Source organism: Nocardiopsis lambiniae (genome assembly GCF_031845465.1).
GTDB lineage: Bacteria > Actinomycetota > Actinomycetes > Streptosporangiales > Streptosporangiaceae > Nocardiopsis > Nocardiopsis lambiniae.
The window spans coordinates 257,571-270,885 of sequence record NZ_JAVREP010000006.1; the positions used below are offsets into that span (position 1 = coordinate 257,571).

At 71.6% G+C, this 13,315-nt stretch carries 11 protein-coding genes; 5 read left to right on the forward strand and 6 right to left on the reverse strand.

The window, feature by feature from the left end:
• Positions 1-6 precede the first annotated feature (6 nt).
• From RM479_RS11910 to RM479_RS11925, 4 genes are all read right to left on the reverse strand, one after another.
• The gene (locus tag RM479_RS11910; protein ID WP_311511772.1) at positions 7-1,215 is read right to left on the reverse strand and encodes an aminoglycoside phosphotransferase; all 1,209 of its coding nucleotides are present in this window, start codon (positions 1,213-1,215) and stop codon (positions 7-9) included.
• Positions 1,212-2,567: an O-antigen ligase family protein gene (locus RM479_RS11915; RefSeq protein ID WP_311511773.1), complete on the reverse strand. Its 1,356-nt coding sequence runs from the start codon at positions 2,565-2,567 to the stop codon at positions 1,212-1,214. The genes RM479_RS11910 and RM479_RS11915 overlap by 4 nt, the downstream gene beginning before the upstream one ends.
• Before the next feature lie 77 nt (positions 2,568-2,644).
• Entirely contained in the window at positions 2,645-4,459 is a 1,815-nt protein-coding gene (locus tag RM479_RS11920; RefSeq protein ID WP_311511774.1) for a Wzz/FepE/Etk N-terminal domain-containing protein, read from the reverse strand.
• 347 nt (positions 4,460-4,806) lie between these two features.
• Positions 4,807-5,202, reverse strand: coding sequence for a DUF4190 domain-containing protein (locus RM479_RS11925; RefSeq protein ID WP_311511775.1), 396 nt, complete (start codon positions 5,200-5,202; stop codon positions 4,807-4,809).
• 325 nt (positions 5,203-5,527) lie between these two features.
• Here RM479_RS11925 and purN point away from each other — a divergent pair, with 325 nt between their 5' ends.
• Genes purN through RM479_RS11940 form a run of 3 tightly spaced genes read left to right on the forward strand, consistent with a single transcriptional unit; the run spans position 5,528 to position 8,593 of the window.
• On the forward strand, positions 5,528-6,172 hold the full coding sequence (purN, locus tag RM479_RS11930; RefSeq protein WP_311511839.1) for a phosphoribosylglycinamide formyltransferase: 645 nt from the start codon (positions 5,528-5,530) through the stop codon (positions 6,170-6,172).
• Entirely contained in the window at positions 6,169-7,725 is a 1,557-nt protein-coding gene (gene purH / locus RM479_RS11935) for a bifunctional phosphoribosylaminoimidazolecarboxamide formyltransferase/IMP cyclohydrolase (protein WP_311511776.1), read from the forward strand. The genes purN and purH overlap by 4 nt, the downstream gene beginning before the upstream one ends.
• 10 nt (positions 7,726-7,735) lie before the next feature.
• Entirely contained in the window at positions 7,736-8,593 is an 858-nt protein-coding gene (locus RM479_RS11940; protein ID WP_311511777.1) for a bifunctional methylenetetrahydrofolate dehydrogenase/methenyltetrahydrofolate cyclohydrolase, read from the forward strand.
• 170 nt (positions 8,594-8,763) lie between these two features.
• Here RM479_RS11940 and RM479_RS11945 read toward each other — a convergent pair whose 3' ends face one another.
• Positions 8,764-9,372: an FHA domain-containing protein gene (locus RM479_RS11945; protein WP_311511778.1), complete on the reverse strand. Its 609-nt coding sequence runs from the start codon at positions 9,370-9,372 to the stop codon at positions 8,764-8,766.
• Between the two features lie 359 nt (positions 9,373-9,731).
• Between RM479_RS11945 and RM479_RS11950 the strand changes: the two genes are divergently transcribed.
• Both RM479_RS11950 and RM479_RS11955 read left to right on the forward strand, forming a co-directional pair.
• Entirely contained in the window at positions 9,732-10,178 is a 447-nt protein-coding gene (locus RM479_RS11950; RefSeq protein WP_397221949.1) for a DUF3017 domain-containing protein, read from the forward strand.
• A 183-nt stretch (positions 10,179-10,361) separates the two neighbouring features.
• Positions 10,362-11,579: an NADP-dependent isocitrate dehydrogenase gene (locus tag RM479_RS11955; protein ID WP_274808146.1), complete on the forward strand. Its 1,218-nt coding sequence runs from the start codon at positions 10,362-10,364 to the stop codon at positions 11,577-11,579.
• A 440-nt stretch (positions 11,580-12,019) separates the two neighbouring features.
• Here the strand turns inward: RM479_RS11955 and RM479_RS11960 are convergent, their stop codons facing one another.
• The gene (locus RM479_RS11960; protein WP_311511779.1) at positions 12,020-13,297 is read right to left on the reverse strand and encodes an LCP family protein; all 1,278 of its coding nucleotides are present in this window, start codon (positions 13,295-13,297) and stop codon (positions 12,020-12,022) included.
• Between the last annotated feature and the right edge of the window lie 18 nt (positions 13,298-13,315).

Here is a 13,315-nt window from a genome sequence, read left to right on the forward strand (position 1 = left end):
CCGCCCTCAACCGGTGTGGGCGGCCTCGTGCGTGGCGCGTTCCTGAAGGCCTTCCAAGGCGGGGAGGAGCCAGTCGTCCACGGCGGCGAGGTGGACGCCGAGCTCGTCCTGCCGGTCGTGCAGATAGCGGGTGGCCAGGTCGATGAGGTACAGCGCCATCACCGTGGACACCGTGTGCGACGCCAGCCCCAGCTCCGACATCAACGGATCGCGCAGCAGGCGGGCTCCGCTCTCCAGCCACCGGTGCACACCCGGGTGGACCCCGGCCTGGACGCATTCGTTGAGGTCGTAGTGGAGTGCGTCGAAACCGGCGGGCGCGTCCAACGACAGGCGCTCCCAGTCCCACACGAACGAGCGGCGCGCGGTGCCGGCGATGTTCCACCGGGTCAGGTCGCCGTGCCAGGCCCCGAAGGGGATGCGCACGTCGGGCAGGCCGCGCAGCGCGGCCCGCAGCGGCGCCGTCTCCGGCCTGGTCCCCAGCGCCACGATCCTTTCCTCCAGGGCGCGACGATAGGGGCTTTCGGACAACCGGCGCCGCCGGACCTCCACCAGGGAGGTGATCTGGGCGACGCAGCGCAGGAGCTGCCGCCGGGTCGGCCGGTCGGTCTGGTCGCCGACCGGCAACGCCTCCTGCACCAGCAGCGGACGACCGTTCCACTCGCCCTCGTACATCAGACGGGGAACGGTGACGTCGCGCATCCGGGCGTCGGCCAACAGGCGCAGCGCCCGGGCCTCGGCGACCACCAACCTGCCGGTGAGGTCGTTGACGGCGACCTTCGCGTAGCCGATGGTGCGTCCCGCCGGGGTGAGCAGCAGCAGGACGGGCTTGCGGTTGGCCCGGGGTGGGCCGACGTGGATGGCGATGGTCAGTTCGCGGTCCAGGGCCGCGGCCAGCGCGTGCTCGATACCGGGGCCGGCGCCCACGTACAGGCGGTCGCGCAACAGCAGCGGGGCGATCCCGGTGGCGAACGCGCCGGTCAGCAACAGGGTGCGCATCCGCTCCTTGAGCGAGTGCCCCTGGGAGAACGAGGCGATGCCCCGGGTCGCCGCCGACCGGTTGTGCGCGGGCAGGATGACCCGGGGATCGTAGGCGTTGGGCACCGGAAGGTACTGGTTGCCCCGGCGGCGCACTCCGGCGTCCCCGTGTCCGAGGAGACCGCCGCACGGCCACAGCACCGCCGCGAGGTCGGTCAGATAGGTCGTCTCGCCGTTCATCGGGACCCCCCGCCCGTGCGCGCGGTCCGTCGGCGGAGCAGGGGTTCCTCGTCCCGCCAGAGCAGGGCGACGGCCACCATGGTCACGGCCAGCGGGGACATCAACGCGACGTAGAAGAACATGTACCAGAACAACAGGAGCACGGTCAGCAGGGCGCCCCGGCCGGCGATCGTCACGGCCGACCGGTACCGCCAGGCCGTCGCCGCGAAGAAACCGAGGAACAGGGCCGTGCCCACCCAGCCGCTCGCGATGAGCGTCATCCACAACTGACCGGCGTTGCCGATGACGTGCTGACCGCAGCCGGGGCAGTCGGGCGAGGGCCCGATCGCGATCGAGTCGGAGCTGCCCAGGGTCTCCCGGGTGGTGCCCCAGCCCAGGACCGGTGACAGGTCGGCGGCGGTCACGGACGCGGCGTTGGTCGCCGCCCGGCCGTCGTCGCTGTGCGGGTTGTCGGCCCGGGCCCGCACCACGTCGGCCAGCGGTGAGACGGCCAGGACCGCCAGGGCCAGCACGATCACCAGGGAGCAGAGGGCCACCGGGACGACCCGACCCCGGCGCACGGCGACGTATCCGGCGTAGAGCAGGGACAGCGCCAGCCCCGCCCACAGGGCGCGGTTGAGGGAATGCACGATCGGCACCACGGACAGGGCCATGGCCGCCGCCACCCCCCAGCGCGCGAGGAGGGGAAAGCGTCCGGGGGCGAGCAGGGCGACCGCGGACCACACCAGGAGCAGGGAGATCATGTACCCCCACACGTTGGTGTACTCCCACGGAGCCTTGGGGCGGGCAGAGTCGTAGCCGAAAATGTCCATGACCTGGGCCGACGCCGGATGGATCAGGGTCTGCATGAAGGGGTCGGCGGACAGACGGCCGGGGAGCAGGTACTCCAGGGGAGCGGTGAACTCGAAACGGGGGGCGAACATCCCCAGATACCCGCCCGCGATCGTCACCAGCCCCAGCACCGTCAGAGCCGACACCACCGCGCGGGTGGGCAGTTCGCGTTCGGTCAGGTTGCCGACGTACAGCAGCAGCACCGTCAGGACCAGGTAGTTGGTGATCCGCAGCAGCGCTCCGCCGTACCCGCCGCTGCCCGGGACGGTGCCCGCCATCTCCAACGGGACCATCACCAGGCCCAGCAGCGACCACAACAGGAACAGGGCCCACAGCCAGAACGCCGGAGGAACGCGCAGGCCGACCGTCCGGTGTCGGCGCATCAGCTCGACGGCCATCGGGACGGCGAACACCCAGTAGGCGAACTGGCCCAGTCCCAACGCCCACCACAGCGGATAGCCGGCCAACAGCCACACCAGGGGGCGGCCTGTCGCGGCCGGGCCCTCGGCGACGGGGGACATCACGGTCGTTCCGCCTCCGGGCACCGGACCACCGGGCCCGGACACACCGGTCCGGGCCGACGACGGGTGGCGCGCCATCAGTGTCGAGTCCCGGTGGCGCTGTCGGCGGGCACGGTGACGATCTCGTCGTCCTCCGGAGCCTCCGGAGCCTCCGGGTTCTCGGAGTCCTCCGGGTCCTCCACGCTCTCCCGGTCCTCCACGGCCTTCGGGTCCTCCACGGCCTTCGGGTCCTCCACGGTCTCCGCGGGCGTGTCCGATTCCGCCGGGGTCTCCTCGGTCCGGGCGGTCCCCGCCGCGGTGACGTGCTCATCCGAGGCCGGGACGGCGCTCGCCGGGGTCGACGGCGGCAGGGGGCCGGGCAGCGGTTGCCGGGGCAGGACGACGACGCCGGGGACGTCGAGGCCGAACCGGTCGGCGGCGGCGAGCAGCCCGGTCAGGTCGGCGCGCGGGGTGCGGTCCAGCTCGACGACGGGGAGCATGAGGTCCGCCGAACCGGCCACCGCGTGGACGTCGGCGCGCTCGCTCGGCGGCGGCACGGCCACCACCACGTGGTCGGCGCTTTCGCGCAACAGCCCGATCAGATCGGTCATGCCCGTGTCCTGCACGGGCGCGGCGACGCCCGGACGCCCGTGGCGCAGTACGCGCAAGCGCGGCGCGGCCTGCGGGCGCACCTCCAGTTCGGCGGGGTTCTCGCCGTCGACCAGGGCCTCGGCCAGTCCCGGGCCCTCGGGCAGTCCGAGGAGTTCGCCCACGGTGTCCGAACGCGGGTCGGCGCACACCAGCAGCGTCTCCGAGCCGGTCCGGGCCAGCGCGGCGGCCAGGTTCACCGCGGCGGCGGCGCCCGCGCGTCCCGGCGTGGTGGCCGCCACCATCAGCACCCGGCCCGCGCGCGGCCCCTCCTCCTCGGGGGCGGTAACGGGGGCGTCACCGCCGCCGGCGCGGATCAGGTGGACCAGGGACTGGACCCGCTGACCGCCCCGGTCGTCCTCGCCGAGCAGACCGGGGGTGCGTCCGCCGCGCCGCGGGGAGCCGGGGGACAGGTCGAGCAGCACCGGCAGCCCGCCGATGCGCTCGATCTCCTCGGTGTCGTGCAGGCGCGGGTCGAGGCGGTCGCGGACCACGGCCGCCAGCAGTCCGGCCAGCAGTCCCAGCGCGGCACCGCCCGCCACCCACAGCGGCGGGTTCGGGGAGGAGGCCCGCTCGGGCAGTCCGGCGGGGGTGATGATCCGGCCGGGTTCGACGGTCTCGCGCAGGGCGCTCAACGGGCCGATACCGGCGCCCACGCCGCTGATCTCCTGGCGCAGCGCCTCCGCGCGGGGATCGGAGGCCCCGGTGACGGAGACGAGTTCGCCCAGCTCCCCTTCGAGCCGTTCCCGTTCTCCGCGCAGCGCCTTCAGGTGGCCGCCGATGAGGTCGTCCACCCGTTGGCGGCGTTGCTCCAGGTAGGCGTCGGAGTAGGCGGCGGCGCCCGCCCGCGCGACCTCGGGGGAGTGCGCGGTGTAGTGGATCTCCAGCACGTTGCTGTTGGAGGGGACGGTCACGTCGACGTGTTCGCGCATGGCGTCGGCGTTCACGGTGGTCCCGGTGGCCTCCGTCACGAGCGTGGCGGCGACCGAGGAGATCTCCTCGGAACGCAGGACCTGTGCCTCGGTGTCGAGGTTGACGTCACCGGCCACCCGCCCGGAGCGTTCGCCGGTGAACTCGGCCATGCCGGTCGGCAGTACCTGGACGGCGGCCGAGGAGGTGTAGGTGGAGGGAACGGCGAACACTCCGGCGAGGGCCAGGGCCACCCCGCCGAGCACACCCGCGCCCACCAGCCGCCACCGGCGGCGCAGCAGCGCGGTGTACTCCTTGAGTTCCGGTCCGGGTGATCCGGGGACGTCGGTGTCCATCGAGGTCTCTCCGTGTCCGCATGACAGCACTTTTAGTAAATGATTGCACACTCAGTGTAATCACTTGGGGTGTGCTCGCCGGTTGGGCCGCAGTCCGTTTCCCCGAGGGGAAACGACCGGAAAGAGGGGCGGGCCGCAAAGGGTGCGAGAACGACGAAAGGGGCGGTGGGTCACCCCCACCGCCCCCGGAACGCCCGTGATCCGTGCCCCCGCGCCCCGGCGCGGCGGGGTCGTGCGAGCGGAGACGGGGAGAGGAAAGCGGAAGGGCGCCGAGGCCGGTGGTCGCACACCGGTCCTCGACGCCCTTCGGCGTGCTCGCGGGGGGTCCGAGGACCCCCGTCGACGGGTCAGGCGCCGGTCGTCACCCACGGGGGCAACGCGGTCCCCGAGTTCCAGGCGTCGTCGCACACCTGCTGGCTGGACACCGTGTGCGCCCGCGCCGAGCAGTCCCGGTAGTCCATCAACTGGTCGTGGAACACCACGGAGACCGCCACCATGGCGATGGACACCACGATGCCCGCCACGCCCACGGCCACGCTCAACAGCGCCAGCGGGGCGTCGGAGCGGTTGCGGCGGGCGGCCCTGCGCGCCCGCAGGCCCTGGACCAGACCGAACGCGGACAGGACACCGCCGTAGGGCGGCAGCAGCAGCCCGGCCAGTCCGAAGAACAGGCCCCACAGCCCGCCCCGTTCGACACGGGGCGGTTCGGTGTCCGATCGCGGCTCCGGGCGATTGTCGGTCAAGGTCTCACTCCTTCGGCACGCCCCGTCGGGCGTCCTCGGTCCACTGCGCCTGGACGGAGGGTATCCGCCACCGACGACTTCGAGACGGGGCGGTGTCGTCGAGAGGCCCACGTCACACGGTGCCGGACGGTCACCTCCCCGTGGGTCCGACGCTACCCGGACCGATAGGGTGGGTACGCGGACGGGCCGTAACAGGCCCAGTGCCCGGGATCTGTACCGGGCGTACGCGACATCCGGATGCTGCGCCGTCCCCCGGTGCCCCCGGAGTACGGGAGAGGACTCCCGCACCGTTCTCTAGTACATGGGAGAAGCATTGTCCGCGCGAGTGGTGGTTCTCATATCGGGCACGGGCAGCAATATGGCGGCCCTCCTGGAGGCGGCGAAGGACCCGGTCTACGGGGCCGAGATCGTCGCCGTGGGGGCCGACCGCGAGGGGACCCGGGGCATCGAACTGGCCCGCGAGGCCGGCGTACCCGTGTTCGTCGTCCCCTTCCGCGACTACACCGACCGCTCCCGCTGGAACGCCGACCTCGCCGAGCGCATCGGTGCGCACACCCCCGACCTGGTGGTCTCCGCCGGGTTCATGCGCATCCTCGGCCCCGAGGTCGTCGGAAAGCACTCCGCGGTGAACATCCACCCGGCGCTCCTCCCCTCCTTCCCCGGCGCTCACGCGGTGCGTGACGCGCTCGCCCACGGTGTCCGCATCACCGGCACCACCATCCACTTCCTCGACGAGGGTGTCGACTCCGGGCCGATCATCGACCAGGTGGCGGTCCCCGTCGAGGACGACGATGACGAGTCGAGCCTCCACGAGCGCATCAAGGTCGTGGAGCGGCGCATGCTGGTCGACACGGTCGGCCGGCTCGCCCGCGAGGGCTGGACCATCGACGGTAGGAAGGTGCGGTTCGGTCGAGCCGACCGCACCGAGCAGAGCGTCGCCGACGCGACCGAACCGAAGGAGAACCGGTGACCCAGCAGGCCATCCGGCGTGCGTTGATCAGCGTGTACGACAAGACCGGTCTGGAGGTGCTGGGCGCGGGCCTGGCCGCGGCCGGAGTGGAGATCGTCTCCACCGGCTCCACCGCCTCCCGACTGCGGGACGCGGGTGTCCCCGTGACCCGCGTCGAGGACGTCACCGGCTTCCCCGAGATCATGGGCGGCCGGGTCAAGACCCTCCACCCCTCCGTGCACGCCGGTCTCCTCGCCGACCAGCACAACCCCGACCACGTCGCCCAGATCGAGGATCTGGGGATCGCCCCCTTCGACCTCGTCGTGGTCAACCTCTACCCCTTCCGTGACACCGTCGCCTCGGGCGCCTCCGAGGCCGAGTGCATTGAGCAGATCGACATCGGCGGCCCGGCCATGGTGCGCGCCTCCGCCAAGAACCACTCCAGCGTCGCCATCGTCGTGGACCCCTCCTCCTACGGCTCCGTCCTGGAGGCGGTGCGCGGCGGCGGGTTCACCCTCGACCAGCGCAAGCGCCTGGCCGGACTGGCGTTCCAGCACACCGCCGCCTACGACGCGGCCGTCGCCGGTTGGTTCTCCGACACCTACGCGCCCGACGCCGAGACCGCCTGGCCGGACTTCCGCGCCACCGTGCACACCCGCAAGACCGTCCTGCGCTACGGCGAGAACCCGCACCAGGACGCCGCCCTGTACGTCCCGGCGGGCGTGCCCCCCCACGGGCTGGCCGGCGCCGAACAGCTGCACGGCAAGGCCATGTCGTACAACAACTACGTGGACTCCGACGCCGCCCTGCGCGCCGCCCACGACTTCGACGAGCCCTGCGTGGCCATCATCAAGCACGCCAACCCGTGCGGCATCGCCGTGGGCGCCGACAACGCCGACGCCCACCGCAAGGCGCACGCCGCCGACCCGGTGTCGGCGTTCGGCGGGGTCATCGCCACCAACCGGACGGTCGGCGAGGAGCTGGCGGCCCAGATCTCGGAGATCTTCACCGAGGTCGTGGTGGCCCCGGCCTTCGAGCCCGCCGCGCTGGACATCCTCACCCGCAAGAAGAACATCCGCCTGCTCAAGGTGGGGGAGGCCGGCGGCCCCGTGGTGGAGACCCGCCGGATCAGCGGCGGTCTGCTCGCCCAGTCCGTCGACCGCATCGACGCCGCAGGGGACGACCCGGCGAGCTGGACCCTCGCCACCGGCGAGCCCGTCGACGAGGCGACCCTGGCCGACCTGGTCTTCGCCTGGAGGGCGGTGCGCGCCGTGAAGTCCAACGCCATCCTGCTCGCCTCCGACGGCGCCACCGTGGGCGTGGGCATGGGACAGGTCAACCGGGTCGACTCCGCCCGCCTCGCGGTCTCCCGGGCCGGCGACCGGGTCACGGGATCGGTCGCCGCCAGCGACGCCTTCTTCCCCTTCCCCGACGGGCTGGAGATCCTCACCGAGGCCGGGGTACGGGCCGTCGTGCAGCCCGGTGGTTCGGTCCGTGACGACGAGGTCATCGCGTCCGCCAAGGCGGCCGGGGTCACGATGTACCTCACCGGCACCCGGCACTTCTTCCACTAGGAGACCAGGCATGAGCGCGATCGTTCTGGACGGCAAGGCCGTCGCGAAGTCCATCCGCGAGGATCTGTCCGAGCGGGTGGCCCGACTCCACGCGAAGGGGATCACCCCCGGGCTGGGCACCGTGCTGGTGGGAGACGACCCCGGCAGCCACTCCTACGTGCGCGGCAAGCACCGCGACTGCGCCCAGGTCGGCATCGCGAGCATCCGTCGCGACCTGCCGGAGAACGCCACCCAGGAAGAGGTGGAGCAGGCCGTCCGCGAGCTCAACGAGGACCCCGCCTGCACCGGCTACATCGTCCAGCTCCCGCTGCCCCGGGGACTGGACGAGAACCGGGTGCTCGGGCTGATCGACCCGGCCAAGGACGCCGACGGCCTCCAGCCCTCCAACCTGGGCAAACTGGTGCTGATGCAGGAGGCGCCGCTGCCGTGCACCCCACGCGGCATCGTGGAGCTGCTCAACCGCTACGACGTCCCCCTCAAGGGGGCCGAGGTCGTGGTGGTCGGCCGTGGGGTGACCGTGGGCCGGCCGCTGGGTCTGCTGCTCACCCGCCGTTCGGAGAACGCCACCGTCACCCTGTGCCACACCGGCACCCGTGACCTGGCCGAGCACACCCGTCGAGCCGACATCATCGTCGCCGGCGCCGGGGTGCCCGGACTCATCACCAAGGACATGGTGCGCCCCGGCGCCGCCGTGCTCGACGTCGGTGTCTCGCGCACCGAGTCCGGTCTGGTCGGCGACGTGGTCCCGGACGTGGCCGAGGTCGCGGGCCACATCTCGCCCAACCCCGGCGGGGTGGGGCCGATGACCCGCGCGATGCTGCTGGTCAACGTGGTCGAGTCCGCCGAACGTCAGGCCGAGGCCCGCTAGCGGCCGACACCCGTGGACGACGGGAGGGGCGGTGACCGAGGTCGGTCGCCGCCCCTCGCCCGCTCCGCCCCTTCGTCGGCGTCGCGGGGCCTCCGGAGAACGGGGGCCACGGCCGCCGTCGTGCCCCGGACGTCTCCTCCGCCGGTGCCCCGGACCCCGTGGGCACCCCCTCAGCCGGCGGCGCGGTGGGTGTGGTGTCCGACCGGCAGCGGGCGCACCAGTCCCAGCGCCACCACCTCGTTGGCCAGCCGGGTACGCCGGTTCTGGCCCTCGGGGATGCGGAACTTCTGGTACAGCCGCAACAGGTGCTGTTTGACCGCGGCCTCGGTCACCACCAGGACCTCGGCGATGTCGCGGGCCGTCGCCGGGGCGACGAAGGCCTCCTCCGACAGGGCCGGCTGGCACAGCGCGGTCAGCACGTCCAGCTCGCGGCGGGTGAGCTCGGGGGCGGAGCTGCGGCGCAGTTCGACGTCGGGACTGATCTGCTCCTGCGGCAGTCCGCCGACCCGGCAGCGGGCGCCACCGAAACTCACCACGTCGCCCTCCTCCAGGACCCGGCGCGCGATCGGCCGGCCGTTGACGCGGGTGCCGTTGCGGGACAGCCCCATGTCCACCACGTAGACATAGGGGCCGCGCCGGACCAGTTCGGCGTGCAGGAGGGAGACGCTGGGGTCGTCGAGTCGGAGGTCGGCGCCCTCACCACGGCCGACCGTGGTGACCTCGTCCGCGAGTTCGCGGATCTGCCCGTTCTCTTCGACCCGGAGGTAGGGCCCGTCCACGGTGGCTCCTCCCGGGCTCGGATATCGCTGCCGGTGGGTGTGCGGACGCCGGTGGGGTCGAGGGGCTGAGGTTCGTGGGGTGGGCTTCATGGGGGGTGGGGTCCTCGCTCACCGGTGCGCTCGTCTCCCCTCTGGTTACCCGGGTGCCGAGCGTTCTACGCGCTTACTCCGGAGTTAGGCGGATAAGACGCGGAAATACGGCTCTGTGGCCGAACCGGAAGCGGGAAACGGTCGCCTGGGCGCCCCGATCGATGCCGGGCCGTTTCCGTGAGCCCTGAGGCGGCGGCGACACGGATCACTACACTGTCCTTGACCCTCCCGGTCCGAAAGCACCGCCGGTGACCGGAGTCACCAGGAACATGAGCCGTTCCGCCGTGGTGCTCCGTTTCGGACGCCCGAACAGCGATGGGTGGCCGGTCTGCGCCGGCTCCGGGCGGGAGATCGTGGACCAGGCGATGCGGAGCGCGGTGAACAGGGTGGAGTTGGCGGAGTTGTCGGACGCGGACGAGGAGACGTCCTCCCCCGAGGAGGGCCGGGTCCCGGTCTGGCTCACCCAGGTGCCGTACGCCCTCGTGCTCTCCGCCCTGGCGGCGGGGATCGTCATCGTGGCCGCGGCCTACTTCAAACGGGGGCCGGCGATCATCGCGGGCGCCCTGCTGCTGGCCGCCGCCTTCCGGGCCTTCCTGCCCCACGACTGGGTGGGCATGCTCGCCGTCCGTCGTCGCTGGGTCGATCTCGTCACGTTGATCACCATGGCGGTGCTGCTCATCGTGCTCGCGTGGGTGGCGCCGCAGTTGTCATCGTAGGCGTCTAATAAGCTTGATGTCGAGATACCGCGACACCGACGAGCCACCCCTCCCCGGAGAGCACGGACAGGGCGGGATCAGCGGATCGCCGCGCGCGCGGACGCCGGCACACCGGTCACGAGCCGAACGCCGCCCACCGCCGCACGAGGTGGTGGCGAAGATTGAAGGGACAGCCGCACAGCCATGGCCAAAATCAAGGTCGAGAACCCCGTAGTCGAGCTCGATGGCGACGAGATGACCCGGATCATCTGGTCCTTCATCAAGGACCGTTTGATCCTTCCGTACCTCGACATCGACCTGAAGTACTACGACCTGGGCATCGAGGAGCGCGACCGCACCGATGACCAGATCACCATCGACGCCGCCAACGCCATCAAGGAGCACGGCGTCGGCGTCAAGTGCGCCACCATCACCCCGGACGAGGCCCGGGTCGAGGAGTTCGGCCTGAAGAAGATGTGGCGGTCGCCCAACGGCACCATCCGCAACATCCTCGGTGGCGTCGTCTTCCGCGAGCCGATCATCTGTGAGAACGTGCCCCGTCTGGTGCCCGGCTGGACCAAGCCGATCATCATCGGCCGCCACGCCCACGGCGACCAGTACAAGGCCACCGACTTCAAGGTCCCCGGCCCCGGTACGGTCACCATGACCTACACCCCCGCCGACGGCAGCGAGCCGGTCGAGTTCGAGATCGCCCAGTTCCCCGAGGCCGGTGGCGTGGCCATGGGCATGTACAACTTCCGCAAGTCCATCGAGGACTTCGCCCGGGCCAGCCTCAACTACGGCCTGGACCGGAACTACCCGGTGTACATGTCCACCAAGAACACGATCCTCAAGGCCTACGACGGCATGTTCAAGGACGTGTTCCAGGAGATCTTCGAGACCGAGTTCAAGGAGAACTTCGACAAGGCCGGTCTCACCTACGAGCACCGCCTCATCGACGACATGGTCGCCTCCGCGCTCAAGTGGGAGGGCGGCTACGTCTGGGCCTGCAAGAACTACGACGGCGACGTCCAGTCCGACACCGTCGCGCAGGGCTTCGGCTCCCTCGGCCTGATGACCTCCGTGCTGCGCACCGCCGACGGCCGCACCGTCGAGGCCGAGGCCGCGCACGGCACCGTCACCCGCCACTACCGCCAGCACCAGCAGGGCAAGCCCACCTCCACCAACCCGATCGCCTCCATCTTCGCGTGGACCCGCGGTCTGGAGCACCGGGCCAAGCTGGACAACACCCCCAAGCTGCTGGAGTTCGCCACCACCCTGGAGGACGTCGTCATCAAGACCGTCGAGGGCGGTCAGATGACCAAGGACCTGGCGATCCTCGTCGGTGCCGACCAGGAGTGGCTGACCACCGAGCAGTTCCTCGCCGCCCTGGACGAGAACCTGGCCAAGCGTCTGGCCTAGGGAGGGGACCGGGGTCGCTCTGAGCCGGCGGCCCGGGTGACCTTCACCACGCCCGGCCGTCCCCTTCGGGGGGCGGCCGGGCGCGTTCCCGGGCCGATCCGCCGTGTCCGATGATTTTTTCCGGCGTGTTTCCCGGGTTCTGCGGACATCGGCCGCTCCAGAGTGGGAGGATGACGGCGCTGGGTCACCAAGGCAGTGCGACGTAGGCCACGTGAACTTGATTCGCACCTTTCACGAACTTTGACCTACAGTGGAGTCACGCCGGTGAGAACCGGCAGGCCAGAGCGGGTTTCCCCGCTCGGTCGCAAGGACCGACGTGCCGGCCGTGCGCCCGCTGGGGGGTAGGCGCGCACAGTACGGAACGTCACGAAGAAGGGCCCGGTGCTTCGGCACCGGGCCCTTCGCCTTTCCCCGCCGGTCCACCGCGTGGACCGTGAGGATCAGTCCTGCAAGGCGCTGTCGGGGATCGGCTCGCCCTCGCGCATCGCCGCGAACATCTCCTCCGACCGCGTCTGATCCCACCGGACCACCGAGCCGACCCCGGGCAGGGTCGGGGTGTCGCCCACCGGGATCGTGGTCGTCCGCGTCCCGCCGCGCATCGCCAGCAACATCGTGGCCAGGTGACGCAACCTGTCGCCCTCGTCGACCACGAACAGGTCGGTGCCCTCCATCACCAGCGGTACCGACGTGAACGGGTTGAACAGGGTCGACGGAGCGCTCGCCTCCTGCACCAGGGCGGAGAAGAACTCGCGCTGGCGGGCGACCCTGTCCAGGTCGGCGCGCGGGGTGGCACGGGTGCGCACGTACCCCAGCGCGGTGCCGCCGTCCATCGTCTGGCAGCCGGCCTCGACGTCCAGGCCCGCCTTGGGGTCGACCATCGGCTCCTCCGGGCACAGCTCCACACCGCCGACCGCGTCGACCAGGCCGACGAACCCGCCCATGCCGATCTCGACGTAGTGGTCCACCCGCACGCCCGAGGCCTCCTCGAACGTGCGCACCAGCGGCGCGGGGCCGCCGCAGATCTCCTCGCCCCCCTCGTCCGTGCCGCAGACGGCGTCGGCGAAGGCGGTGTTGATCTTGTTGTCCGCGTAACCGGGGATGGCCAGCGGCACGTAGGAGTCACGGGGGACGCTGACGATGGTGGGCTCCGCCTCGCCGTCGTCGGGGATGTACAGCAGCATGATCGTGTCGGTGCGCCGACCCTCGGCCCGGCCGGTGGCCAACTCCCGGATCTGGTCGTCGTCCAGGCCCTCGCGGCTGTCGGAGCCGACGATCATGAACACGGTGCCGTCCTGGCGCTCCGGACGGCCCTCGTAGTCCTGGAGCGCGTCGATCCGTTGCAGGCGCGCGTTGGCCCACAGGTAGAACCAGGCGGGCAGCACCAGCACCGCGAGCAGCAACACCACCAGGGTCACCACGGTCACGTTCCGGACGTTGCGGAGGCGCCTGCGATCGCGGCGCCGGGTGCGCCCGGTGCCGTCGTACTCGCGCCCGGCGTGGTGGGTGCGCCGCTCGGGGCGCGGCCTCCGCAGCGGCGGGACGTCGCCCTCGGAGGGCATCCGCCGGGTCTCGCCGACGACCCGCCGCTCCGACTCCTTCTCCCGGTAGAGCTTCTCGAACGCGTCGGGCCCGCCCGCCGCGCCCTTGCGCCTGAACACGCCCGGTCTGTCGTGTTCACCGGTCGGGCCGGACTCCCCCCGGTGCCGTCGGTCTGACATCGAACCGCCTACTCTCCT